Genomic DNA, 21,145 nt, shown 5'->3' with positions numbered 1-21,145 from the left:
GCAGGCGGGCGGGCAGGCGGTCCGTGAGGTGGGTGGTGAGGTCGCAGGCGGGCGGGCAGGCGGTCCGTGAGGTGGGTGGTGAGGTCCTCGGGCTCCACGCCCCGGGCCAGCCACCGGCAGACGGCGGGGGCGAGGTCGGCGGCCTCGCGGCGGGAGAGGATCAGCCGCCGGTCGACGAGTCGCAGCGAGGCGAGGATCACCTCGGCGCGGGGGTCCGGTGCGGGCTCCGGCCCGGTGCCGCCGGGGGCCTCCTCCGGTGGGGCGGGGGCGGCTGCGGCACCTGTGCCGTGCGCCTCGTCCTGGCCGCCCTCCGCTGCGGGAGCCCCGGGCTCCGGTGCCTGTGCGGCGGGCTCGTCCGGGAGGCGGGCCGGGGGCGTCCCGGTGCCCGGCCCCGCGCCGCGCCGCCGTGACGACGCCCGTCCGGTGCGGCGAACCGGCCGCCGACCCGGGCGGTCGGCGGGCGGGACGTCGTGGAAGAACGTGCGCGTCACCACCCGTCCCCGTGCCCCGCGTTCGACGCGGCGTGCGAGGTAGCCGTCCGTCTCCAGCTCCCGCAGGGCGCGGGAGATCAGGATCTCGCCCTCGGTGAAGTGCTCGCACAGGGCGTCGATGCTCACGACGGCGCCGTCGGGCAGCGACAGGATGTAGCCCGCGACGCCCACCGTGACCGCGCTTCCGGGGCGCTGGAGCAGGGAGTTGGCGATCACCGTGAAGTCGGCGGTGAGCCGGGTGCGGACATGGATCACGCCGGAGGCCGGAGCTCCGGACATCGAAGCTCCGGAGGACGGACCGCCGGGGGGCGGAGCTCCGGCGGGCGCGCACGGGGGCGCGTTAAACTGCGTGGCAGCCATCGGGAAGGTGCTTTCTTCCTGATCGGTGAGGCCCTCGATCGGGATTGCCGTCCCGGCCGGGGGCCGCATATGTCTTCGGTTGTTGCGGCGAACGTAGCCGCCGCCTTCCCGCCCCCGCAAGCTCATCACCCGTCCGGGTGATGGCCGGTCACGGCCGGGAGGGGAGGGAGGGCAGGGGTTCTTTCCCCCGGGTTCTTTCGGGGAGTTCGTGGCCCACCGGCCCCCCGTGGACCACGTCCCGGTGGGCCCGGCACGCGGCTCACGGGCCGGGGCCCGGCGGGCTCAGAGGCGGTCGCCGGCCTTCAGCCCGTCCACGAAGGCGGACCAGCCGGCCGGTGCGAACACCAGGTGCGGCAGGTGCGGCGCCTTGCTGTCACGCACCGGGACCACGCCGGGGACCCCGTCCGCCACCTCGACGCAGTTCCCACCCTCCTGATTGCTGTGACTGCTCTTTCGCCAGACGGCGCTGTGCAGGGGAAGGGCGTCTCGGGTCACGGTGGTCCTCCTCCATCGCGGATCGGATCAGATCGAGCGACCTGCGCGGGGGCAGGGCCGCCGTCCGGAGCCGATCGTAGGACACCGCGAACCGCCGTACGTCGGACGGATCTTCGAAGAGCCGCCCGTGGTCCGCGCCCTCCGTGTAGGCCACTTCGGAGCCGTCGGGCAGCGTGAGCACGGTGAGCGAGCCGCCCAGCATGTCGTGCTCCCCCTCCGCGAAGGGCAGCACCTGCACGGTGACGTGACGCTCGCCGGCGGCCGCCAGCAGCGCGGCGAGCTGGCGGCGCATGACCTCGGCCCCGCCGATCCGCTTGCGCAGCACCGTTTCGTCCAGGATCACCAGCAGTTCCGGACGGTCGTCCGAGGCCAGGCGCTTCTGCCGCTCCATCCGGGCGGCGAGGCGCTCCTCCAGGTGCTCGGCGTCCCGGTGGGACAGGCCGACGCTCAGGACGGTGCGGGCGTACTCCTCGGTCTGGAGCAGGCCCGGCACCACATGGGCCGCGTACTCACGGATGGCGACGGCCCGGGCCGCGTAGGCCATGAACGTCCGCGACCAGTCGGGGAACGCCTCCCGGTGGACGTGCGGCCACAGGTCGACCAGCAGGCCGTCCGCGCCGAGGGCCGCGTCGAGCGCCCGCGCCAGCTCCCGCGTCGGCCGGGCGCCCGAGGCCCGTTCCACCTGGGTGATCCGGGTGCTCACCACATGGGTGCGGGCGCCGAGTTGGGCCTGGGTGAGACCGGCCGCCGTGCGCAGCCTGCGCACCCGGGAGCCGAAGAGGGCGGCCATCGACGCGTCCGGATCGATGTCCTTGGCCATGGGCTCACTCCCGTTCCTTACGGCCGGCGTTGTAAGGCCGTACACCTTTCCGACCCTAGGGCCGCGCCCGCACGCTTGACCACGGAAGGTCACCATCCGTACACCCACGGGTGGTGCTCGTGGCGGCAGGGACGAACAGGACGGGCGACGCGGTGCGGGAGACCACGACGACATGGGGCATGGACCCCGCACGGATGGAACAGGGCGACGGGAGCGCGGAGTTCGCGCCGACGGATCAGGGCGGCGGTCGCGAGGAGTTCGCGGCCATGTTCGGCGCGACCCGGCGCGGAGCGCGGCTGGCCCGCCGGGTCGCGGTGCGGCATCTCGCCGCGTGGGGCCACCACCCCGGGACGGACCTCTCCGGGACCGTCGCCCTCCTGGTGGCCGAGCTGGCGGGCAACGCGGTCCGGCACGGCCGGGTGCCGGGGCGCGACTTCCGGCTGGCCGTGCGCCTGGACCGGGCGCGGGCCCTGGTCCGCGTCGAGGTCGCGGACGCGTGCGCGCTGCTGCCCCCCGCGGTGCGGCCGGTGCCCGCCGACGACGACGAGTCCGGGCGCGGACTGCTGCTGGTGGACGCCCTCGCGGACCGCTGGGGCGCCGAGCCGCGCGACCCGGTCGGCAAGACGGTGTGGGCCGAGGTCTCGGCGGCGGCGACCGAAGGCCGGTAGGGTCGGGAGCATGACTGCCGGGTCGGCCACGCGCCGCACACAAGAGAGCCGCCCGGCTGCCGCGTGACCTCGCGGCGGGCCAGGGGCCCGCCCGTCTCTCCGCGTCCTTGTCTCCCACCACGGAACCCGACCCGGAGAGAGTCACCCAGCCATGCAGCAGCATTCCCCCGTCACCACCGTGCAGTTGAACCACACCGCCGTCTACGCCAGGGACCGGCGGCTGTCCGCCGACTTCCTCGCCGCCGTCCTGGGGGTCGAGGTGGGCGCGCCGTTCGGCCCGTTCCTCCCCGTCGACCTGGGCAACGGCGTGACGCTGGACTACTACGAACTCACCGACGAGCCCGTCCAGTCGCAGCACTACGCCTTCCTCGTCCCCGACGAGGCGTTCGACGGCATGATCGCCCGGCTGGAGGCCCTCGGCGTGACCTACTACGCCGACCCGCCCCACACCGAACCCGGCGCGATCAACCACCTCTTCGGCGGCCGGGGCGCCTACTTCGACGACCCCTCCGGCCACAACATGGAGATCATGACCAGGCCCTACGCCCGGCCGTGACGGCCGCCGCCCGGGCGGCGGTCCCCCGCGCCGCCGCCCGAGCGCCCTGTCGTCCGTGGACGACCGGACGCGCACCGTGGCGTCAGTCGTCGTAGCCGGGCGACCCGCCCAGCTCCCAGGTCTTGTCGCCGTCACCGTCGTTCTGGATGTTGTAGATGATCTTGCCGTCGGCGGTCCACTTGCCCCCGCCGCTGTTCGTCGCCTCCGTGTTCAGGTCGCATTCGCCCGAGATGATCCTGGGCATGTCGCTGGGCCTGAACTCATCCGACGGGACCCAGTTGATGCCGGTCCTGAACTCGCAGCTCTCGGCCCGCATGATGGCGTCGCTGCGCTCCAGCCTGAGAAGCAGCCGGAACTTCTCCATCTCGTCGACGACGAGGTTCCCCCCGCCGCTCCAGCTCCCCATCGCGTACGCGTGGTACTTCTTGGCGCTGCTGTTCAGCGACACGCACAGCTTGATCTTGAAGGTGACGTTGCTGCCGGGCGTGTCGAAGGTCTTGCTCTGGTAGTTGGCGTTGCACTTGTCCGGAACGGCCGCAGCCGCCGGAGCCACGCCGAATGTCGTGGCACAGGACAGGGCGAGCCCGGCGGTCAGCGCCGCGACGCCCGCCCTCTTCGGCCAAGCCATGAGTTCCTCCTGGTTGTGGTGTTCGCCGAGCGGGCGGCACCCCCTCGCCGTCCCGCTCGTCGAGCTTGGCCGCAACAGGCCCAGGGGAGCCAGGCCGTTGCGCTCCACCGCAAAAGCACAGGTCGGAGGCGTAAACGGTGCGCACCGATGCTCACGGGTCCCCAGTGCGGGCACCCGTGAGCATCGGTGCGCACTCAGGCGGTGAGGCGCCTGCCCCACCCGGCGCCGGGCGGCCGCCGGACCGGCGGCCCTCGTCAGGGCGCCGTCGCCGTGGCCGGGGCGCCGGCCGGGCGGTAGCCCTCGGCCTGGATGGCGAACAGCCGGGCGTACTGGCCGCCCGCCGCCGTCAGCTCCTCGTGGCTGCCGCGCTCGACGACCCGGCCGTCCTCCAGCACCACGATGACGTCCGAGTCCCGGACGACACCGAGCCGGTGGGAGACGAGCAGGCTCGTGCGGCCCGCGCGGTGCTCCCGCAGCCGGCGGTGGATGGCGTGCTCGGCGTCCGCGTCGAGGCCCGAGCCGGGCTCGTCGAGGATCAGCAGGTCGGAGTCCTGCCGCAGCAGGGTGCGGGCGAGCGCGACGCGCTGCCACTGGCCGCCGGAGAGCACCACGCCGGTCGTCGGGTCGTTCTCGTCGCCCTCGAAGTAGATCCGGCTGAGCAGGGTGTCGTACCCCTGCGGCAGCCCCGCCAGCTTCCCGTCCACGTCGGCCAGCCGGGCGGCGGCGCGCACCTTCGGCCGGTCGTCGAGCGCGGGGAGGTCGCCGATGCCGATGTTCTCGGACGCGGTCAGGTCGTAGCGCATGTAGTCCTGGAACAGCACGCCCATTCTGCGCCGCAGCTCCTCGGGCGGGACGGTGCGGATGTCGACGCCGTCCCACAGGATCGAGCCCCGGGTCGGGTCGTAGAAGCGGCAGAGCAGCTTGATCAGGGTGCTCTTGCCCGCCCCGTTCAGCCCCACCAGCGCCACCGACGAGCCGTGCTCCAGGGTGAGGTCGAGCCCGCTCAGCACCCAGGGGTGGTCGTCGCCGTAGCGGAACCACACGTCGCGCAGCTCGATGCCCCGGCGCAGCGGGGCGAGCGTGCCGGAGGCCCGGGGGAGGTCGTCCGGCGCGGAGACGATCGCCCGGTGGTAGCGGAAGAGCAGCATGGCCCGGTACGCGGCGGCGATGCCGGAGGCGAGGCCGACGAGCGCCCCCTGTGCCCCGGTGACGGCGGCTGCGAAGGCGGTGACCGAGCCGATGCTCAGCTCACCGGCGGCCGCCGCCGAGACCGCCCAGACCAGGCCGCCGCCGGCCACCGCCGCCGACAGCAGCCCCAGCAGGCCCTGGGTGCGGAACTCCCGCCGAGCGAGGTCGCGTTCGCCACGGTGGGTCACTTCCAGCTCGCTCAGCATGCGGCCCTTGAGGAAGTCCCCCAGGCCGAACATCCGGGTCTCCTGCACGGCGGTGAGGTCGGAGATCAGGGTGGAGTAGAAGATCTCCCGGCGCGCGGCGGGGGAGACGGAGGCGAGCATCTTCACGTGCCGGCGGGTCAGGCTGAGGTGCACCAGCAGCGCGGGGACCGCCGCGGCCGCCACCAGCACCGCCATCGTGGGGCTCAGCACGGCCAGCGTCGCCATCAGGCTGACGATGGTGATCACGCTGCGCGCGATGTCGAAGAGCCCGGCCGTGGTGGAACCGAGCGACGCGCCGGACGCCTGGGCGGCCATGGAGAGATCGTTGCGGAAGGCGGGATCCTCGAAGCGCGCCAGTCCCTGGAGCGAGTTGAGGCGGGAGTACAGCTCGTCCTTCATGGTGCGGTCGAGCCGCCGGTTCAGCTCGTCCCGGAGGAAGCGGGACAGATGCGGCAGGAGGCCGGTGCCGAGCCCCACCGCCGCCAGCGCGACCGCCCAGCGCACGGCGCCGGAGACGTCCCCCGCGGTGAGGGCGTCGATGACGAACTTGGTGAACCAGGCGGTGGCCGTCGGCAGCAGACCGGCGAGCAGGGTGATGGCCAGATAGACGAGGCAGCGGGCGCGCCCGGCCCGCCAGCACAGGCCCAGGGCGACGCCGAGCAGCCGCGCGACCTCCAGCCGGCCGCCGAGGCCGCCGCCGCCCGCGCCGCCGTCCGTGCCGGCGCTCCCCGGCCCGCCGGCCTTCACCCGGCCGGCGTTCACGCTGCGGGGACCCGGGACGCCAGCGCGCCCGCGGAGGTGGCGGCGCGGGTGATCGTGCCGTCGGCGTCGACGAGCGCGTAGGTCGGGAACGCCTTGAGGCCGATGGTCTTGACCAGGGTCATCGCCTCGTCGACACGGGTGACGGGCACCTCGCCGCCCACCGCCGTGAGCAGTTCCTCCGCCTGGGGCCCCTTGCCGGAGACCACGGCCGCGGCGCCGTCGAACGCGCGGGCCTCCTCGGCGAAGTGCGGCGCGTGCTCGTGGCACACGTCGCAGTGCGCGTCGAAGAAGGCCACCACCCGCTCGGCGGGGCCCCCGGCCAGCTCGGGAAGCTCGCTCCCCACCAGCTCCGCCGGGTTCCAGGGCTCGAACTCCGGGCGCGACGCGGACAGCCGGTCCAGTTCGGCGGTGTTCTCCCGCAGTCTGCGCAGCACGGCGAAGGTGAGGAAGAGGTCGAACACGCAGAGCAGGCCGACCACGACGACGGCACAGATGAGGTAGATCATGACAAGTCTCGCTTCGGGTCGGAGAACAGGAAGGCCAGATCGTCGAGGCGGAGCACCAGCAGCGCGCCCACCAGTGCCACCGCGAGCGCGACGGCGGTCCCCGCCGCGTGCGGCGGCCAGCCGGAGGCGGAGACGCCCGCGGCGAGCCCGGCGCCGCCGATCGCGGCGAGCGCCAGATTGCGCACCACATGGATCCGGCCGAGCGGCGCGGACGAGGCGCCGAAGCAGCGGCAGGTCGCCGTGCCGTCACCCCGCCGCAGCGCCATGACGATGCCGGCGGAGAACACCAGCAGCAGCGCCACCGCCAGGGCGAGGCCCGCGGCCGCCGCCGCGGGCACCACCAGCAGGACCGCCGTGACGGCCTCCACCGCCACCACCGCGGCGGCCGCCGCCCGCGACAGCCGCCGCGACAGCAGGCGCAGGGCGACGATCGATGCGCGGAACTCGGCGAACGCCGCGCGGCTGCGCGTCTTCCCCACCAAGGCGGCGAGGAAGACGGCGAGAAGCAGCGCGCGGCATCCGAGGATCACATAGGTCACGCACAACCGACTTCGAAGTAGATGCAGCCCGTGCAGCCGGTCTTGCCGCCCACGATGTGGCAGAGCTTCTGCCAGTGGCCGATCGCGTCGTAGGCCTCGACGTACGTGCAGACGTCGCAGTTCTTGTAGTAGGACGTGTCGGCGCCGGCCGTGGTGCGCGGCACCAGGCGGTCGAGCACCTTGTCCATCAGCGAGATCACGGTGGTTCCCCTCGTTGGTCGGTCAGGATCGCGACGCCGGTACGTGCGGCGCGTACACGGGTCGGTGCACGGCGCTCGGACGGGTGTCGCGGGTGTGTGGCGGGCCGGCCACACCGGTACGGGATCTCCGGCCCGGGTGCGCGCCCTCCCCTGCCGACAGGGGAGGACACGCGGCATCCGGGATGCCCTGGGTCAGGCGCAGCCGACGCTGAAGTAGATGCAGCCGGTGCAGCCGGTGGTGCCGCCCACGATGTGGCAGAGCTTCTGCCAGTGGCCGACCGCCTGGGCGGCCTCGAAGTACGAGCAGGCGCCGCAGTTCTTGTAGTAGGACGTGTCGGCGCTGGCCGTGGCGCGCGGCACCAGGCGGTCGAGCACCTTGTCCATCAGCGAGATCATGGTGGTTCCCCTCGTTCGGTCGGTCAGGATCGCAACGACCCTACGAACGCCCCGTACACGGGCCGATACACGCCGCGTGGACGGGTGCCGCGGCCGTGTGGCGGGCCGTCACGCCCGGGTGGCGTCCCCCGCGCGGGCGCGCGACCAGCCGGGCTCGGGAAGCTCCGCCGCGTACAGCCGCAGCAGCCGGTGCATACGGAAGTGGCCGTGCCCCAGCGACTCCAGCAGCCGTGCCGCCACCAGTTCGTCGAGGGCCGCCTCCGCGGACGCCATGTCCGAACCCAGCCATACGGCCGCCGACTTGAGGTGCATGCCGCCCGGGTGCACCCGCCCGAGGATCCGGAACGCCCGTGCGGCGGCCGGGTCGGTGAGCTTCTCGTAGCCGGCCGCGAAACACGCGCTCAGATCGAGGTCGCCCGCCGTCCACTCCGCGAGCCGTCGCCGCGCCAGGCGTTCCGCCAGACAGGAGACCGGCAGGTCCGGGCGGGCAGCGAGCCGTGCTCCCGCGATCCGCAGGGCCAGCGCGTGGCCGCCGCACTCCCGCGCGATCGCGGCCAGCGCCTCCGGTTCCGCGGCGGCGCGCTCCTCGCCCGCCTGGAGCGTCAGCATCGCCACCGACGCGGCGGGACACAGCCCGCGCAGCGCGATCTGCTCCGCGTCCAGCGCCGAGAGCACCGCCCGGCCGGTGACCAGCGCTCCGCAGCCGCGTCCGGCCGGCAGCAGCGACCGCACCTGCGCCGCGTGCGCCACGTTGTCGAGGACGATCAGCACCCGCCGTTCGGCGAGCAGCGACTGGTAGAGCGCGGCGGCCTCCGCCGATCCGGCCGGGATGCGGCTGCGGTCGACGCCCAGTGCGCGCAGGAAGCGGCCCAGCACCTCGGCCGGGGCGAGCGCGCGGACCCGGTGGCTCGCGCCCTGCAGGTCGGCGTACAACTGGCCGCCGGGGTAGTGGTCGGAGACCGCGTGGGCGGCGCGCAGCGCCAGGGCCGACTTCCCGAAACCGCCCGGCCCGTGGACGGCGACCACCACGGGCCCGGCGCCGGGGGCCAGCGCGGCGCCGATCCGGGTGAGTTCGGCTCCGCGGCCCACGAAGAGCGCCGGGGCGGGCGGCAGTTGCCGGGGGAGGGGTCCGCCCGTGTCCGGTTGCTCGGCGGGTGTGCCGCGGGGAAGGTCCTTGGGCGGGGTGTCTCCCGGTGCGGCGGGCCGGTTCGTGCCGCAGGCGGGTCCCGGGGTGCCGTCCAGCTGCGGATCGCGCGCCAGGACCGCCTGCTGGAGCAGGGCGAGCTCGCGTCCCGGGTCGATGCCGAGCTCGGTGCGCAGCGCCTGTCTGACCTGGCGGTAGACGCGTAACGCGGCGTCGACGTCACCGGCCCGGTAGTGCGCCAGCATCAGGTGCCGGTGGGCGCGCTCGCGCAGCGGGTGGAGTTCGGCGAAGGGGCGCAGCCGGGCGATCACGCCGTGGTGGTCGCCGAGCGCGAGTCCCGCCTCGGCGCGGTCCTCCACCGTCTGCGCGTATTCCTCGCCGAGGGACTGGGCGAGGTCGCTCAGGGCCGGGCCGAGGGGCACGTTCTCCAGCGGTCTGCCGCGCCAGTGCGCGAGGGCGCGGTCGAAGGCCGCCGCGGCGGCCGCGGCGTCGGAGCCGTTCAGAGCTCTGCGTCCGGCTTCCGCCGCCGCGCCGAACGCGGACAGGTCCAGTTCGTCCGGCTCCACCCGCAGGGCGTATCCGGACGCCGAGGTGGTCAGCCGGTCGGCGAGAGCGGAGGCGCTGCGGCGCAGCCGCATGACGTACGTCCGCAGGTTGGGCACGGCCGAGGTCGGCACGTCCTCGCCCCAGATCTCCCGTGTGAGGGCCGGCACGGCGACGACCCGGCCCTGGGCCGCCAGCAGGAGCGCGGCGACCGTCTGCTGGTTGCCCCGGGCGATGCGGACGGGGTGCTCGCACGTGCGGATGTCGAGGGGGCCGAGGATCCGGAACCTCATCGGGTGGAGAGGCGGCGGACGACCACGCCCATCAGCCGCTCCGCGGGGAACAGCCCCCGGTGCCGGGAGTCGATGCTGTCGGCGAGGTTGTCGCCGAGCACGGCGAACGTGCCGGGCCCCACCGGACCTTCCCCGGCCACTCCGGGCGGCAGCGGGTCACCGGGGAGGGCGGCCATCCGCTTGACGTTCCAGATCCGTCCGTCGGGGCCCGCCGACGCGGCGCTCCGGTAGGGGCCGTGCGACGGGGGCTCCAGGACGACGATGTCCCCGACCTTCACCCGGCGCAGCCGTCTTCGTCGGACCAGTACGCGGTCGCCGTCCTCCACCGCGGGTTCCATGCTGGTGCCCTGGACGGCCACCACCACCAGACTCCTCCGTGCCCAGACGGCACCCGTACAGATGACGACCACACCCACAGCCACGCTTGTCAGGAACACGCCCTCACACTAACCACGGCGATCGAAAAGTCGATCGAATTTCATGGTGGGGCGGGGAGTCGGGGGCGGTGGCGAAGGGCTGATGGTCCCGTGAACACCGCACCGGCCTCGGAGACCACCGTCGCGCCCGCCGCCCGCCCGGCCCGGCCCGTGGACCCGGGCCGGGCGGCTCCGCCCTGTCCCGCGGACCCGGGTGCTCCCGGCCCCTCACGCCGGGAACCGGCGGCCCACCCAGCGCCAGACGACCTCCAGCACGGCCGCCGCCGTCGCCGCGACCGCGACCGCCGTCCACGGCATCACCGTGCCGACGAGCTTCAGCGCGAAGAAGTCCTGGAGCCAGGGGACCACCAGCACCAGCAGGAATCCGGCGCCCATCGTCGCGACCAGGGCGAGGCGCCACCAGGTGTAGGGCCGGGCGATGATCGCCAGCACCCACAGCGAGACCAGGAACAGGCACAGCGTCGCCGCGCTCGTCTCGGCGCCGAGCGCGCCGCTGCCGCTGTAGTGCGACCGGGCCAGCAGATAGGTGCAGAACGTCGCCGCCCCCGCGATCACCCCCGCCGGGATCGCGTACCGCATCACCCGGCGCACGAAGTGCGGCTTCGCGCGCTCCTTGTTGGGCGCGAGGGCGAGGAAGAAGGCGGGCACGCCGATGGTGAGCGTGGACAGCAGCGTCAGATGGCGGGGGAGGAACGGGTACTCCACCTGCGAGCAGACCACCAGGACCGCCAGCAGCACGGAGTAGACCGTCTTCGTCAGGAACAGCGTCGCGACCCGGGTGATGTTGCCGATCACCCGTCGGCCCTCCGCCACCACCGAGGGCAGCGTGGCGAAACTGTTGTCGAGCAGCACGATCTGGGCCACCGCCCGGGTGGCCTCCGACCCCGATCCCATGGACACGCCGATGTCGGCGTCCTTGAGCGCGAGGACGTCGTTGACGCCGTCGCCGGTCATCGCCACCGTGTGCCCACGGGACTGGAGCGCGCCGACCATGTCGCGCTTCTGCTGGGGGGAGACCCGGCCGAAGACCGCGTTCGCGTCGATTGCCGCCCCCATCTCGTCCCGCTCGGCCGGCAGCTTGCGGGCGTCGACGGTGTCGGACGCGCCGGGCAGCCCGAGCTTGGCCGCCACCGCGCCGACGGCGACCGCGTTGTCCCCGGAGAGGACCTTCGCCGCGACATCCTGGTCCGCGAAGTAGCGCAGGGTGTCCGAGGCGTCCGGCCGCAGCCGCTGTTCGAGGACGACGAGGGCCGCCGGCTCCGCGCCGGCCGCGGGGGAGGGGGAGTCGAGGTCGCCGTCCGCCCGGGCGAGCAGCAGCACCCTCAGCCCTTGGCGGTTGAGGGCGTCGGTGTCGGCAAGGGCGGGATCGTCCGCGGCGAGCAGCACATCGGGCGCCCCCAGCAGCCAGGTCGAGACGGCTCCGTCGGCGTCCTCGAAGCTCGCGCCGCTGTACTTGCGGGCCGAGGAGAAGGGGAGGGCCTGGGTGCACCTCCACTCCCCGCCGTCGGGGTAGGCGTCCACGACGGCCTGGAGGGAGGCGTTCGGCCGGGGGTCGGAGGCGCCGAGCGCGCCGAGGACCTGACGCAGGTGCCCCTCGTCGGCGCCGTCCAGCGGCCGGAGCTCCGTGACGTCCATGCCGCCCTCGGTGAGCGTGCCCGTCTTGTCGAGGCACACCACGTCGACCCGGGCCAGTCCCTCGATGGCCGGCAGCTCCTGCACCAGGCACTGTTTGCGGCCGAGCCGGATCACCCCGATGGCGAACGCGACGGAGGTCAGCAGCACGAGCCCCTCGGGGATCATCGGCACGATGCCGCCGACGGTCCGCGCGATCGAGTCCTTGAGGTCGTTGTCCTTGACGATCAGCTGGCTGATGATCAGACCGGTCGCGGTCGGCACCATCATCCAGGTCACGTACTTGAGGATGGTGGAGATCCCGGACCGCAGCTCGGAGTGGACCAGCGTGAAGCGGGACGCCTCCTCCGCGAGCTGGGCCGCGTACGCCTCGCGCCCCACCTTGGTCGCCGTGAACGCGCCGCCGCCCGCCACGACGAACGAGCCCGACATGACCTGGTCGCCGGGGCGTTTGAGCACCGGGTCCGCCTCGCCGGTCAGCAGCGACTCGTCGATCTCCAGGTTGTCCGCCTCCGCGATCTCGCCGTCGACCACGACCTTGTCGCCGGGGCCGAGTTCGACGAGGTCGCCGAGGACGATCTCCGAGGTGGAGACCGGGGCGGCGGTGCCGTCCCTGCGCACCCGCGGTTTCGCCTCGCCGATCACGGCGAGCGAGTCCAGCGTCTTCTTGGCCCGCAGCTCCTGGATGATGCCGATGCCGGTGTTCGCCACGATCACGAAGCCGAAGAGGCTGTCCTGGATCGGCGCGACGAAGAGCATGATCACCCACAGCACGCCGATGATCGCGTTGAAGCGGGTGAAGACGTTGGCGCGGACGATGTCGACGGCCGAGCGCGAACTGCGCACCGGCACGTCGTTGACCTCGCCGCGGGAGACCCGCTCGGCCACCTCGGCCGAGGTGAGCCCGGTCGCCGCGACCGGGGCGCGCCGGCTGGGCGGCAGGTTCCTCGGATGTACGGGGTCGAGTTCGGCCCCCGCGTCGATCACGGGTGCACGGCCGTCCGGCTCGGGCCCGTCGGTGTCGATGTCCGCCCGCTGCGTCATGGTTCCGACGGTACGGGGGAGGCGGCGCGTCCACCCCCCGAGCGGCGGAAGTTCCGACCGTGGTCGTACGGAGATCGTCCCGGGGTGCCACGCGGGGGAGCGGGGCGCGGGTGCGCGGGGTCAGGCGGAGGTGCCCGGTTCCCCGGCGGGTCCTGCGGCCTCGGCGGCCTCGGCGGCCTCGGCCGCCCGGGAGCGCTTGATCGCCGCGTCCCGGCCGCGGACGTACCAGATGCCGATCAGGCCGAGACCCGCGCCGGCCAGGCAGGTCCACACCCACCAGGTCAGGTCGCGGTCGGCGAACCAGCCGTAGAACGGGACCTGGACGAGGAACATGACGAACCACAGGATCGTGCCGCCGGTGATGGTGGCGACGATCGGACCCTCAAGGGGTTCGGGTGCCTCGTGCCGGGGGGTCCACTTCGCCATGGCCACAGTCTAGAGCGGAGGCCCCACGCGTCCGCCACGGCCCGGTGACCGGACCCGGGACCGCCCGGGGCGCCTCCTGTCGCGCCTCTCCTGTCACGGAGACCCCGTGCGTCACAAGGGTCTACGCGCGGAGATGGCGATCTTTCGTTCATATGTTCATACTGAAACTGTTTACGGCTGGCTGGTTTCCGTCGTGGGAACGTACAAACAGCAGCCGTATTTCTGTGTCACCCCCCGTCCCCTCGCACCACTGAGGTTCCGCATGTCCTCCTCGGCCACCGCCAAGGTCGATCAGCCCGACCTGCCGCCGGCGTCCCCGCAGCAGCCCGTCGGCGGCCTGGACCGCTTCTTCAAGATCTCGGAGCGCGGCTCGACCGTGGCCCGCGAGGTGCGTGGCGGGTTCGCCACCTTCTTCGCGATGGCCTACATCCTCGTGCTGAACCCGATCATCCTCGGCAGCGCCAAGGACATGTACGGGCACCAGCTCGACGGCGGGCAGCTCGTCACCGCGACCGTGCTGACCGCGGCCTTCTCCACCCTGCTCATGGGCGTCATCGGCAACGTCCCGATCGCGCTCGCCGCCGGTCTCGGCGTCAACACCGTGGTCGCCCTCCAGCTGGCGCCCAAGATGTCCTGGGCCGACGCCATGGGCATGGTCGTGCTCGCCGGTGTGGTCGTGATGCTGCTGGTCGCCACCGGCCTGCGCGAGCGCGTGATGAACGCGGTGCCGCTCGGCCTGCGCAAGGGCATCGCCATCGGTATCGGTCTGTTCATCATGCTCATCGGCCTGGTGGACTCCGGGTTCGTCTCCCGCCTCCCCGACGCCGCGCAGACCACCGTCCCGCTCGGCCTCGGCACCGGCGGCCACCTCACCGGCTGGCCGATTCTCGTCTTCGTCCTCGGCACGCTGCTCACCCTCGCGCTGATGATCCGCAAGGTCCCCGGCGCGATCCTGATCTCGATCGTCGTGATGACCGTCTTCGCGATGGTCGTCCACGCCGTGGCCGACGTGAAGAGCTGGGGCCTCACGACGCCCGAGTGGCCCGGAAACCCGGTCGCGTCGCCAGATTTCGGCCTGGTCGGTCAGGTGAGCCTGTTCGGCGGCTTCGAGAAGGTCGGCCTGCTGACCGGCTGCCTCTTCGTCTTCACCGTGCTGCTGTCCTGCTTCTTCGACGCGATGGGCACCATCATGGGCGTCGGGGACGAGGCGAAGCTGATGGACCGCAACGGCAACTTCCCCGGCATCAACAAGGTGCTGATCGTCGACGGCATCGCCGTCGCCGCCGGTGGCGCCAGCTCCGCCTCCGCCAACACCTGCTTCGTGGAGTCCACGGCCGGCGTCGGCGAAGGCGCGCGGACGGGCCTCGCGTCCGTCGTCACGGGCGGACTCTTCTCGGTGGCGCTGTTCCTCACGCCGCTCGCCACGATGGTGCCCTCCCAGGCGGCCACCCCGGCGCTGCTCGCGGTCGGCTTCCTGATCCTGGCCGGCTCGGTCAAGGACATCGACTGGAACGACTGGACGATCGCCGTCCCGGCGTTCCTCGCGATGGTGATGATGCCGTTCACCTACTCGATCACCAACGGCATCGGCATCGGCTTCATCGCCTTCGCCGTGCTGCGCCTGGCCGCGGGCCGCGGGCGCGAGGTGCCCGCCGCGATGTACGCGGTGTCGGCGGTCTTCCTCTTCTACTACGCGATGCCGGCGCTGGGCCTGACCTGATCCTGGCCGGACGGGGCCGCAGGCCCCGTCCCGTAGAACTTCTCCGTCTCGTCGACCGCCGCCTTGAAGCGTTCGTCGAAGTCGTCGCGGATGAGCGTCCGGACCACATAGTCCTGGACGCTCATCTGCCTTCTGGCCGCGTGCCGCTTGAGCCGGTCGAGCAGCTCACTGTCTATCCGCAGGCTGAGCACTGTCGATCCCATGCGAGCCAGGGTCGCGGCGCCCCCGCCGCTGATGGGTCGCTTTCCGGCTGCATCTCACTCGAATGGGTGATGAAACGATTCCGCCCGTAACTGCGCCCCGGGCGGTACCCGAGGGGTCCTGGCGCCTCGCGCGTCCCCTCGTGCCCCCTGCGTCCCCCGTGCCTCCCGGCCCTCTCCGTGCCTCCCTGGAAAGGGTGGCCATGCCGACTGGTATTTAGCCAGGGTAATGAGTTACGCTAATGAACATGCCTGACCTGTCCCACGGTACTGACGCCGACGTCGCAGCCGTGAACGCCCTCCGCTCCGCCGTCATGCGGCTCGGAAGGCGACTGAAGCACCAGCGCGTCGACGAGTCGCTGAGCCCGACGGAGATGTCCGTCCTCGGCACGCTCGCCCGGTGCGGTTCCGCCACCCCCGGCGAGCTGGCCCGCAAGGAACACGTCCAGCCGCCGTCGATGACCCGCATCGTCGCCCTGCTGGAGGCCAAGGGACTGGTCCGGCTGGAGCCGCATCCGGACGACCGCCGGCAGAAGGTCGTCAGCCAGACCGAGCAGGCCGAGGCCATGCTCGAGGAGAGCCGCCGCAAGCGGAACGCCTGGCTGACCGGCCTCGCCGAAGGGCTCGACGACGACGAGTGGGCCACCCTGCGCGCCGCCGCCCCCGTCCTGGAGAAGCTCGCCCACCTGCAGTAACCGCCCATGCCGAGGAGGCGACCACTTTTGAGTACGGGATCCGGAGCAGACTCCGCCCCCGCACCGACCGCCACCGACTCCCTACCCACCGAGCAGACCATGTTCAGCTCGCTGAAGATCCGGAACTACCGGCTCTTCGCGATCGGACAAGTGGTCTCCAACACCGGCACCTGGATGCAGCGCATCGCCCAGGACTGGCTGGTCCTGAGCCTCACCGGCTCGGCCTCCGCCGTCGGCATCACCATCGCGCTCCAGTTCCTCCCCATGCTCCTGTTCGGCCTGTACGGCGGCGTGCTCGCGGACCGGCTCCCCAAGCGGCAGCTGCTCCTCGCCACCCAGGCGGCGATGGGCGCGACCGGAGTCGCCCTCGCCGTCCTCACGCTCAGCGGCCACGTCCAGGTCTGGCACGTCTACCTCACGGCGTTCCTGCTCGGCCTCGTCACCGTCGTCGACAACCCGGCACGGCAGACGTTCGTCGCCGAGATGGTCGGCCCCGACCAGCTGCGCAACGCCGTCTCCCTGAACTCCGCGAACTTCCAGTCCGCACGCCTCGTCGGCCCGGCGGTGGCCGGTGTGCTGATCACCGCCGTCGGCAGCGGCTACGCCTTCCTCTTCAACGGCCTGTCGTTCCTCGCGCCCATCGCGGGACTGCTGCTGATGCGGCCCGCCGAACTGCACAAGATCGAGCGCGCCCCGCGCGGCAAGGGCCAGCTCCGGGAGGGGCTGCGCTACGTCGCGGGCAAGCCCGAGCTGATCTGGCCCATCGTGCTCGTCGGCTTCATCGGCACGTTCGGCTTCAACTTCCCGATCTGGCTGGCGGCCTTCGTCGACGACGTCTTCCACGCGGACGCCGGCACCTACGGCCTGCTCAACACGCTCATGGCGGCCGGCTCCCTCGCGGGCGCCCTGCTCGCCGCCCGGCGAGGCAGTTCCCGGCTGCGGATGCTGGTCGGCGCGGCGGTCCTCTTCGGGTTCCTGGAGGTCGTGACGGCCTTCGCCCCGACGTTCTGGATCTTCGCGGCGATGATGGTGCCGATCGGCATGTTCGGCCTGACCGTCAACGTCACGGCGAACTCCAGCGTCCAGCTGGCGACGGATCCGCTGATGCGGGGCCGGGTCATGAGCCTGTTCATGATGGTCTTCACCGGCGGCACGCCGTTCGGCGCGCCCCTGGTGGGCTGGGTCACCGACACCTACGGCCCGCGCATCGGCTTCGCCGCGGGCGGCGCCGTCGCGATGCTCGCGGCCGCCGCGGTCGGCCTGATGCTGGCCCGCGCCGGCGGCCTCCGCCTCTCGGTCGGCTGGCACCGCGGCCACCCCCAGGTCCGCTTCGTCCCCCGCGAGCGACTGGCGACGGCGGCGTAGAGCGGCGGGGCGGAGCCCACGTAGCCGTCGCGTGAGGGGTGGGGCCTGTGCCGGGCGTCCTGAGCCCGGGGGTGTGGACGGGCGCGGGCGCAGGGCGGGAAGCCTCAGCCCGTGCGGCGTGCGGGAAGCCTCGGCCCGTGCGGCGTGTGGGAAGCCTCGGCCCGTGCGGCGTGTGGGAAGCCTCGGCCCGTCCGGCGTCCGAGGACACCGCCGGGGGCCGTGCTCCGACCACCGACGGGCGGGCCGAGGCTTCCCGCAGGTGCGACTGCCGCGGCGTTCCCCGGCGTTCCCCCGGTGTTCCCCGGCGTGGCGGCGCCGCGCGGCCCGCGTGACGCGATGACCGCGTGACGCCGTGCGGCGTACGGGCGTATCGGCGTACCGGCGTCGTGACCGTGGACCGCCGCGCGACGTGGACGGTGCGCGCCGGGACGCGTGCGGGCTCGCAGGTGTGCCGGCGTCGCACGTGACGTGTGCGGGCTCACGGGCCCGCACACGTCACGGCGGCGGACGTCGCCCGGCGCGCACCGTCCACGTCGCGCGGCGGTCCACGGTCACGACGCCGGTACGCCGATACGCCCGTACGCCGCACGGCGTCACGCGGTCATCGCGTCACGCGGGCCGCGCGGCGCCGCCACGCCGGGGAACACCGGGGGAACGCCGGGGAACGCCGCGGCAGTCGCACCGCGGCGCGCCGGGCGGTGTCACCAGGCGAAGGCCTCCGGGGACGGGCCGGGGCCGGGGAAGATCTCGTCGAGAGCGGTGAGGACCTCTTCGCCCAGCTCCAGCTCGACGGCTCGCAGCGCGGAGTCCAGCTGCTCCTGGGTGCGCGGACCGACGATCGGGCCCGTCACGGCCGGCCGCGTGAGCAGCCAGGCGAGAGCCGCCTCGCCCGGTTCGAGACCATGCTTGTCGAGGAGGTCCTCGTAGGCCTGCACCTTGTCGCGGACGGCCGTGTTCGCCAGCGCGTCGGCGCTGCGGCCGGTCGTGCGCCGCGCCCCCTCGCTCTCCTTCCTGAGCACACCGCCGAGGAGTCCGCCGTGCAGCGGCGACCAGGGGATGACTCCGAGGCCGTACTCCTGCGCGGCCGGGAGGACCTCCATCTCCGCACGGCGCTCGGCGAGGTTGTAGAGGCACTGCTCGCTCACCAGACCGTACGAACCGACGCGCCGCGCCGCCTCGTTGGCCTGGGCGATCTTCCAGCCGGGGAAGTTGGACGACCCCGCGTAGAGGATCTTTCCCTGCTTGACGAGGACGTCGATGGCCTGCCAGATCTCCTCGACCGGGGTGCGGCGGTCGATGTGATGGAACTGGTAGAGGTCGATGTAGTCCGTCTGGAGCCGCTTCAGCGAAGCGTCCACCGCGCGGCGGATGTTGAGGGCGGAGAGGCGGTCGTGGTTGGGCCACGGGTCGCCGTCGCCGGCCATGTTGCCGTACACCTTGGTGGCGAGGACGACCTTGTCCCGGCGGTCGCCTCCCTTGGCGAACCAGGAGCCGATGATCTCCTCGGTGCGGCCCTTGTTCTCGCCCCAGCCGTAGACGTTGGCCGTGTCGAAGAAGTTGACGCCCGCGCCGAGCGCGGAGTCCATGATCCCGTGACTGGTGGCCTCGTCCGTCTGGGGCCCGAAGTTCATCGTGCCGAGGACGAGCCGGCTGACCTTGAGTCCTGTGCGTCCGAGCTGCGTGTACTTCATGAGTCCCTAGCCAACGCCTTCGAGCACGCTCGAAGCAAGAGCCGCAAGGGCGTTGGCGGGGACCGGCCGCCCGGGGATCGCCCGGACGGCCGGTGCCGGGTGCGGCTCAGCCGGCCAGGATGGCCTCCGCCAGCCGCTGCGCCACGTGCTCGTGACCCTTGGCGTTGGGGTGCACCAGGGCCGGCACGGCCGGGAGGAGGCTGGTGTAGATGCCGTCCACCCAGTTCTGACCGCCTGCGCGGTCGCACACGCTGTGGTCCTCGCCGCCCGCGTACACGTCGACGAACGTGTCGCCGTGGGCGGCGGTGACCTCGCGGATGATGCGGTTGAGCGGCTCCACCAGCTCGGTGCGGGCCCAGGTCAGGTCACCGTGGGTGATGGTGGCGAACTCCCGGAGGTCGCCGAAGGTGCAGCGGGTCGCGTCCTCGGGGACGACGTGCGGGTAGCCGACCGTGAGCACCCGGGCGTGAGGGGCCCGGGCGTGGACCGCCGTCAGCATGGCGTCGTAGTCGCGGCGCACCTTCGCCAGCGTCGCCGGCATGGTCGCGCCCAGCTCCTTCTCGCAGGGGGCGCCGTTGTTGCCCTCGGCCATGCCCAGGGCGGCGCAGCGCTTGAGGACGGGGCCGAAGCCCGCGGAGTTGCCGCCGATGCCGACGGTGACCAGGTCGGTCCCCGGCGAGACCGCGTCCAGCTGCGGGGCGACCTTGGCGAACGGGGCGTCCGGGTCGGGGCCGAGCAGCGCCTGGGGGCGTCCCAGCGGCTCGTGCTGCTCCTGCGCGATGTGCTGGATCTCGGCGGCCCCGCAGCTGACGTTGCGCAGGGTGACCAGTGCGCCGAGGTCGTGCCGGACGACCTCGGGGTACGACTCGGTGGTGCGACCGCAGCCGTCGCGCGGCGTCTCGAACTCGTCACCGGCCGCCTTGATGACGCCCGCGGTGTACGAGTCGCCCAGCGCGACCCACTCCAGGGACGCCTGCGCCCGGGCACCGGGCGCCCCGGGGGACGCCTGCGTCGGGGCCACGGCGGTGGCGGCCAGAGCGACAGCGGCGCCGAGCACGGCGATGCCCCTGCGGAAACGGAGTCGTGGCACGGATCTCTCCCTGAGGTGCGGTCCGGGGCACGGCAGACCGCGACCACCCCCCGGAGGCATCCAGGTCGCGACCCTCCCCATCAAGATCGCAACTCTGTGTAGTCAACTCAATACCCCAGGGGGGTGATGCTTCACGGGCGAGGCAACCCGGGCGCGCGAACCGAGGCGTCGCCGGCGGGGCGGAGGCAGGGGGGAACGACCCGCCGGAGGACCGTCACGGAGAGTTCCGGGGCGCGGTAGGTTCCGGGGCACGTCGGACCCCGGGGCTTGTCGGACTCCGGGGCACCGCGGCTTTCCGGGCGCGGGAAGGCGGAGGGAGGGCGTGCGGGGATCGGTCCCGTGGGGGATCAGCCGACGGCGGCGGTGATGGCGATGATCGCGAACATCAGCACCAGTGCGGCGGCCATGATCTGGTTACGGGTCTTCGGGTTCACCCGCCGAGGTTAACCCGCGGTGTTCAGCGGCCAGGAATCGGCCACCTCGTAACGCGGTCCCTCCCCCGGGATCCCGCGCACGGGAAGGTTGCTGCGCACCAGCGTCAGGCGGTCCGCCTCCCAGGCGGTGCCCTCGAACGAGGAGAGCGCGTCGACGCAGGGGCGCAGGTCGGTGTCCTCGCGGGCGCGGGCGATCGTGAGATGGGGCACGTAGCGGCGGTGCTCGTCCATGGGGATGCCGGCGCGGCGGGCGGCGGCGTCGGCGCGGTCGGCGAGCCGCCGCATCTCGTCGAGCCCGCCGGCCGCGCCGACCCACAGCGCCCGCCGCCCGAAGCGCCCGCCCCCGTGCAGCCGCAACGGGAAGGCGCGGGTGCGGTGCGCGGCCCGTGCGAGACGCTCGCACAGCCCCGGCACGAGGGTGTCGTCCACCTCGCCCATGAACGCCAGCGTGAAGTGCCACCCGGGACGCCCCGTCCACCGCAGCCGGCCGGCCCCCGGGAGGTCGAGCAGGGGCTCGACGGCGCGGGAGAGCTCCTCGACGGCGGGGTCGTCCGCGCGTTCCGCGTACCCCAGCGCGACCAGGCGGTCGACGGTCTTGCCCGCCGCCTGCTTCGAC

The 21,145-nt window shown here is 73.0% G+C and carries 22 protein-coding genes; 5 read left to right on the top strand and 17 right to left on the bottom strand.

Features of this window, described 5'->3' with window-relative positions; genetic code table 11:
- The 3 genes from EAO77_RS05605 to EAO77_RS05590 form a co-directional block, all read right to left on the bottom strand.
- The coding region (locus EAO77_RS05605; protein WP_147988968.1) for a hypothetical protein at positions 1 to 770 on the bottom strand (770 nt) is incomplete at its 3' end.
- Positions 771 to 1,133: 363 nt separating this feature from the next.
- Complete coding sequence (locus EAO77_RS38435; protein WP_261993810.1) at positions 1,134 to 1,262, bottom strand: DUF397 domain-containing protein; 129 nt, start codon at positions 1,260 to 1,262, stop codon at positions 1,134 to 1,136.
- A complete protein-coding gene (locus EAO77_RS05590) occupies positions 1,225 to 2,136 on the bottom strand; it encodes a helix-turn-helix domain-containing protein (protein WP_147988967.1) in 912 nt (303 codons plus the stop codon). Before EAO77_RS05590 ends, EAO77_RS38435 begins: the two co-directional genes overlap by 38 nt.
- A 149-nt stretch (positions 2,137 to 2,285) precedes the next feature.
- Here EAO77_RS05590 and EAO77_RS05585 point away from each other — a divergent pair, with 149 nt between their 5' ends.
- Together EAO77_RS05585 and EAO77_RS05580 are read left to right on the top strand one after the other, a co-directional pair.
- Positions 2,286 to 2,834: an ATP-binding protein gene (locus EAO77_RS05585; protein WP_410088258.1), complete on the top strand. Its 549-nt coding sequence runs from the start codon at positions 2,286 to 2,288 to the stop codon at positions 2,832 to 2,834.
- Between the two features lie 151 nt (positions 2,835 to 2,985).
- Complete coding sequence (locus tag EAO77_RS05580) at positions 2,986 to 3,390, top strand: VOC family protein (protein ID WP_147986979.1); 405 nt, start codon at positions 2,986 to 2,988, stop codon at positions 3,388 to 3,390.
- 82 nt (positions 3,391 to 3,472) lie between these two features.
- Here the strand turns inward: EAO77_RS05580 and EAO77_RS05575 are convergent, their stop codons facing one another.
- The 10 genes from EAO77_RS05575 to EAO77_RS05530 form a co-directional block, all read right to left on the bottom strand.
- Positions 3,473 to 4,018 (bottom strand): hypothetical protein, encoded by a 546-nt coding sequence (locus EAO77_RS05575; RefSeq protein ID WP_147986978.1) that lies wholly within the window; start codon positions 4,016 to 4,018, stop codon positions 3,473 to 3,475.
- A 254-nt stretch (positions 4,019 to 4,272) separates the two neighbouring features.
- Positions 4,273 to 6,174, bottom strand: a complete 1,902-nt coding sequence (locus EAO77_RS05570; RefSeq protein ID WP_261993809.1) for an ABC transporter ATP-binding protein — start codon at positions 6,172 to 6,174, stop codon at positions 4,273 to 4,275.
- Positions 6,171 to 6,680, bottom strand: coding sequence for a TlpA family protein disulfide reductase (locus tag EAO77_RS05565; RefSeq protein ID WP_147986977.1), 510 nt, complete (start codon positions 6,678 to 6,680; stop codon positions 6,171 to 6,173). The genes EAO77_RS05570 and EAO77_RS05565 overlap by 4 nt, the downstream gene beginning before the upstream one ends.
- A complete protein-coding gene (locus EAO77_RS05560) occupies positions 6,677 to 7,219 on the bottom strand; it encodes a MauE/DoxX family redox-associated membrane protein (RefSeq protein WP_187283121.1) in 543 nt (180 codons plus the stop codon). Before EAO77_RS05560 ends, EAO77_RS05565 begins: the two co-directional genes overlap by 4 nt.
- Positions 7,216 to 7,419, bottom strand: a complete 204-nt coding sequence (locus tag EAO77_RS05555; RefSeq protein ID WP_261993808.1) for a hypothetical protein — start codon at positions 7,417 to 7,419, stop codon at positions 7,216 to 7,218. The genes EAO77_RS05560 and EAO77_RS05555 overlap by 4 nt, the downstream gene beginning before the upstream one ends.
- A 192-nt stretch (positions 7,420 to 7,611) precedes the next feature.
- On the bottom strand, positions 7,612 to 7,815 hold the full coding sequence (locus EAO77_RS05550; protein ID WP_147986975.1) for a hypothetical protein: 204 nt from the start codon (positions 7,813 to 7,815) through the stop codon (positions 7,612 to 7,614).
- A 108-nt stretch (positions 7,816 to 7,923) separates the two neighbouring features.
- Positions 7,924 to 9,795, bottom strand: a complete 1,872-nt coding sequence (locus EAO77_RS05545; protein WP_147986974.1) for a BTAD domain-containing putative transcriptional regulator — start codon at positions 9,793 to 9,795, stop codon at positions 7,924 to 7,926.
- On the bottom strand, positions 9,792 to 10,232 hold the full coding sequence (locus tag EAO77_RS05540; RefSeq protein WP_261993807.1) for a S26 family signal peptidase: 441 nt from the start codon (positions 10,230 to 10,232) through the stop codon (positions 9,792 to 9,794). Before EAO77_RS05540 ends, EAO77_RS05545 begins: the two co-directional genes overlap by 4 nt.
- Positions 10,233 to 10,439: 207 nt before the next feature.
- Positions 10,440 to 12,908, bottom strand: a complete 2,469-nt coding sequence (locus EAO77_RS05535) for an HAD-IC family P-type ATPase (protein ID WP_147986973.1) — start codon at positions 12,906 to 12,908, stop codon at positions 10,440 to 10,442.
- A gap of 120 nt (positions 12,909 to 13,028) precedes the next feature.
- Complete coding sequence (locus tag EAO77_RS05530; RefSeq protein ID WP_147986972.1) at positions 13,029 to 13,334, bottom strand: DUF2530 domain-containing protein; 306 nt, start codon at positions 13,332 to 13,334, stop codon at positions 13,029 to 13,031.
- 262 nt (positions 13,335 to 13,596) lie between these two features.
- Here EAO77_RS05530 and EAO77_RS05525 point away from each other — a divergent pair, with 262 nt between their 5' ends.
- The gene (locus EAO77_RS05525; protein ID WP_147986971.1) at positions 13,597 to 15,054 is read left to right on the top strand and encodes an NCS2 family permease; all 1,458 of its coding nucleotides are present in this window, start codon (positions 13,597 to 13,599) and stop codon (positions 15,052 to 15,054) included.
- Here EAO77_RS05525 and EAO77_RS05520 read toward each other — a convergent pair.
- A complete protein-coding gene (locus EAO77_RS05520; protein ID WP_147986970.1) occupies positions 15,024 to 15,257 on the bottom strand; it encodes a ribbon-helix-helix protein, CopG family in 234 nt (77 codons plus the stop codon). The genes EAO77_RS05525 and EAO77_RS05520 overlap by 31 nt on opposite strands.
- A gap of 245 nt (positions 15,258 to 15,502) precedes the next feature.
- On the opposite strand from EAO77_RS05520, the gene EAO77_RS05515 reads away from it, so the two are divergent.
- Positions 15,503 to 15,949, top strand: coding sequence for a MarR family winged helix-turn-helix transcriptional regulator (locus EAO77_RS05515; protein WP_147986969.1), 447 nt, complete (start codon positions 15,503 to 15,505; stop codon positions 15,947 to 15,949).
- 27 nt (positions 15,950 to 15,976) lie between these two features.
- Positions 15,977 to 17,314, top strand: coding sequence for an MFS transporter (locus EAO77_RS05510; protein ID WP_147986968.1), 1,338 nt, complete (start codon positions 15,977 to 15,979; stop codon positions 17,312 to 17,314).
- A 701-nt stretch (positions 17,315 to 18,015) separates the two neighbouring features.
- On the opposite strand, the gene EAO77_RS05505 is transcribed toward EAO77_RS05510, so the two are convergent.
- The 3 genes from EAO77_RS05505 to thpR form a co-directional block, all read right to left on the bottom strand.
- Positions 18,016 to 19,005 carry an aldo/keto reductase gene (locus EAO77_RS05505; protein WP_147986967.1) on the bottom strand — a complete coding sequence of 330 codons (990 nt, stop codon included), beginning with the start codon at positions 19,003 to 19,005 and terminating at the stop codon, positions 18,016 to 18,018.
- 106 nt (positions 19,006 to 19,111) lie between these two features.
- Complete coding sequence (locus EAO77_RS05500) at positions 19,112 to 20,095, bottom strand: SGNH/GDSL hydrolase family protein (protein ID WP_261993806.1); 984 nt, start codon at positions 20,093 to 20,095, stop codon at positions 19,112 to 19,114.
- Between the two features lie 443 nt (positions 20,096 to 20,538).
- Entirely contained in the window at positions 20,539 to 21,039 is a 501-nt protein-coding gene (thpR, locus tag EAO77_RS05495; RefSeq protein WP_410088517.1) for an RNA 2',3'-cyclic phosphodiesterase, read from the bottom strand.
- Between the last annotated feature and the right edge of the window lie 106 nt (positions 21,040 to 21,145).

This window comes from Streptomyces sp. T39, assembly GCF_008042045.1.
GTDB lineage: Bacteria > Actinomycetota > Actinomycetes > Streptomycetales > Streptomycetaceae > Streptomyces.
The sequence above is the reverse complement of the archived record's forward strand: the minus strand, read 5'-3'. Positions and strand labels throughout refer to the sequence as shown.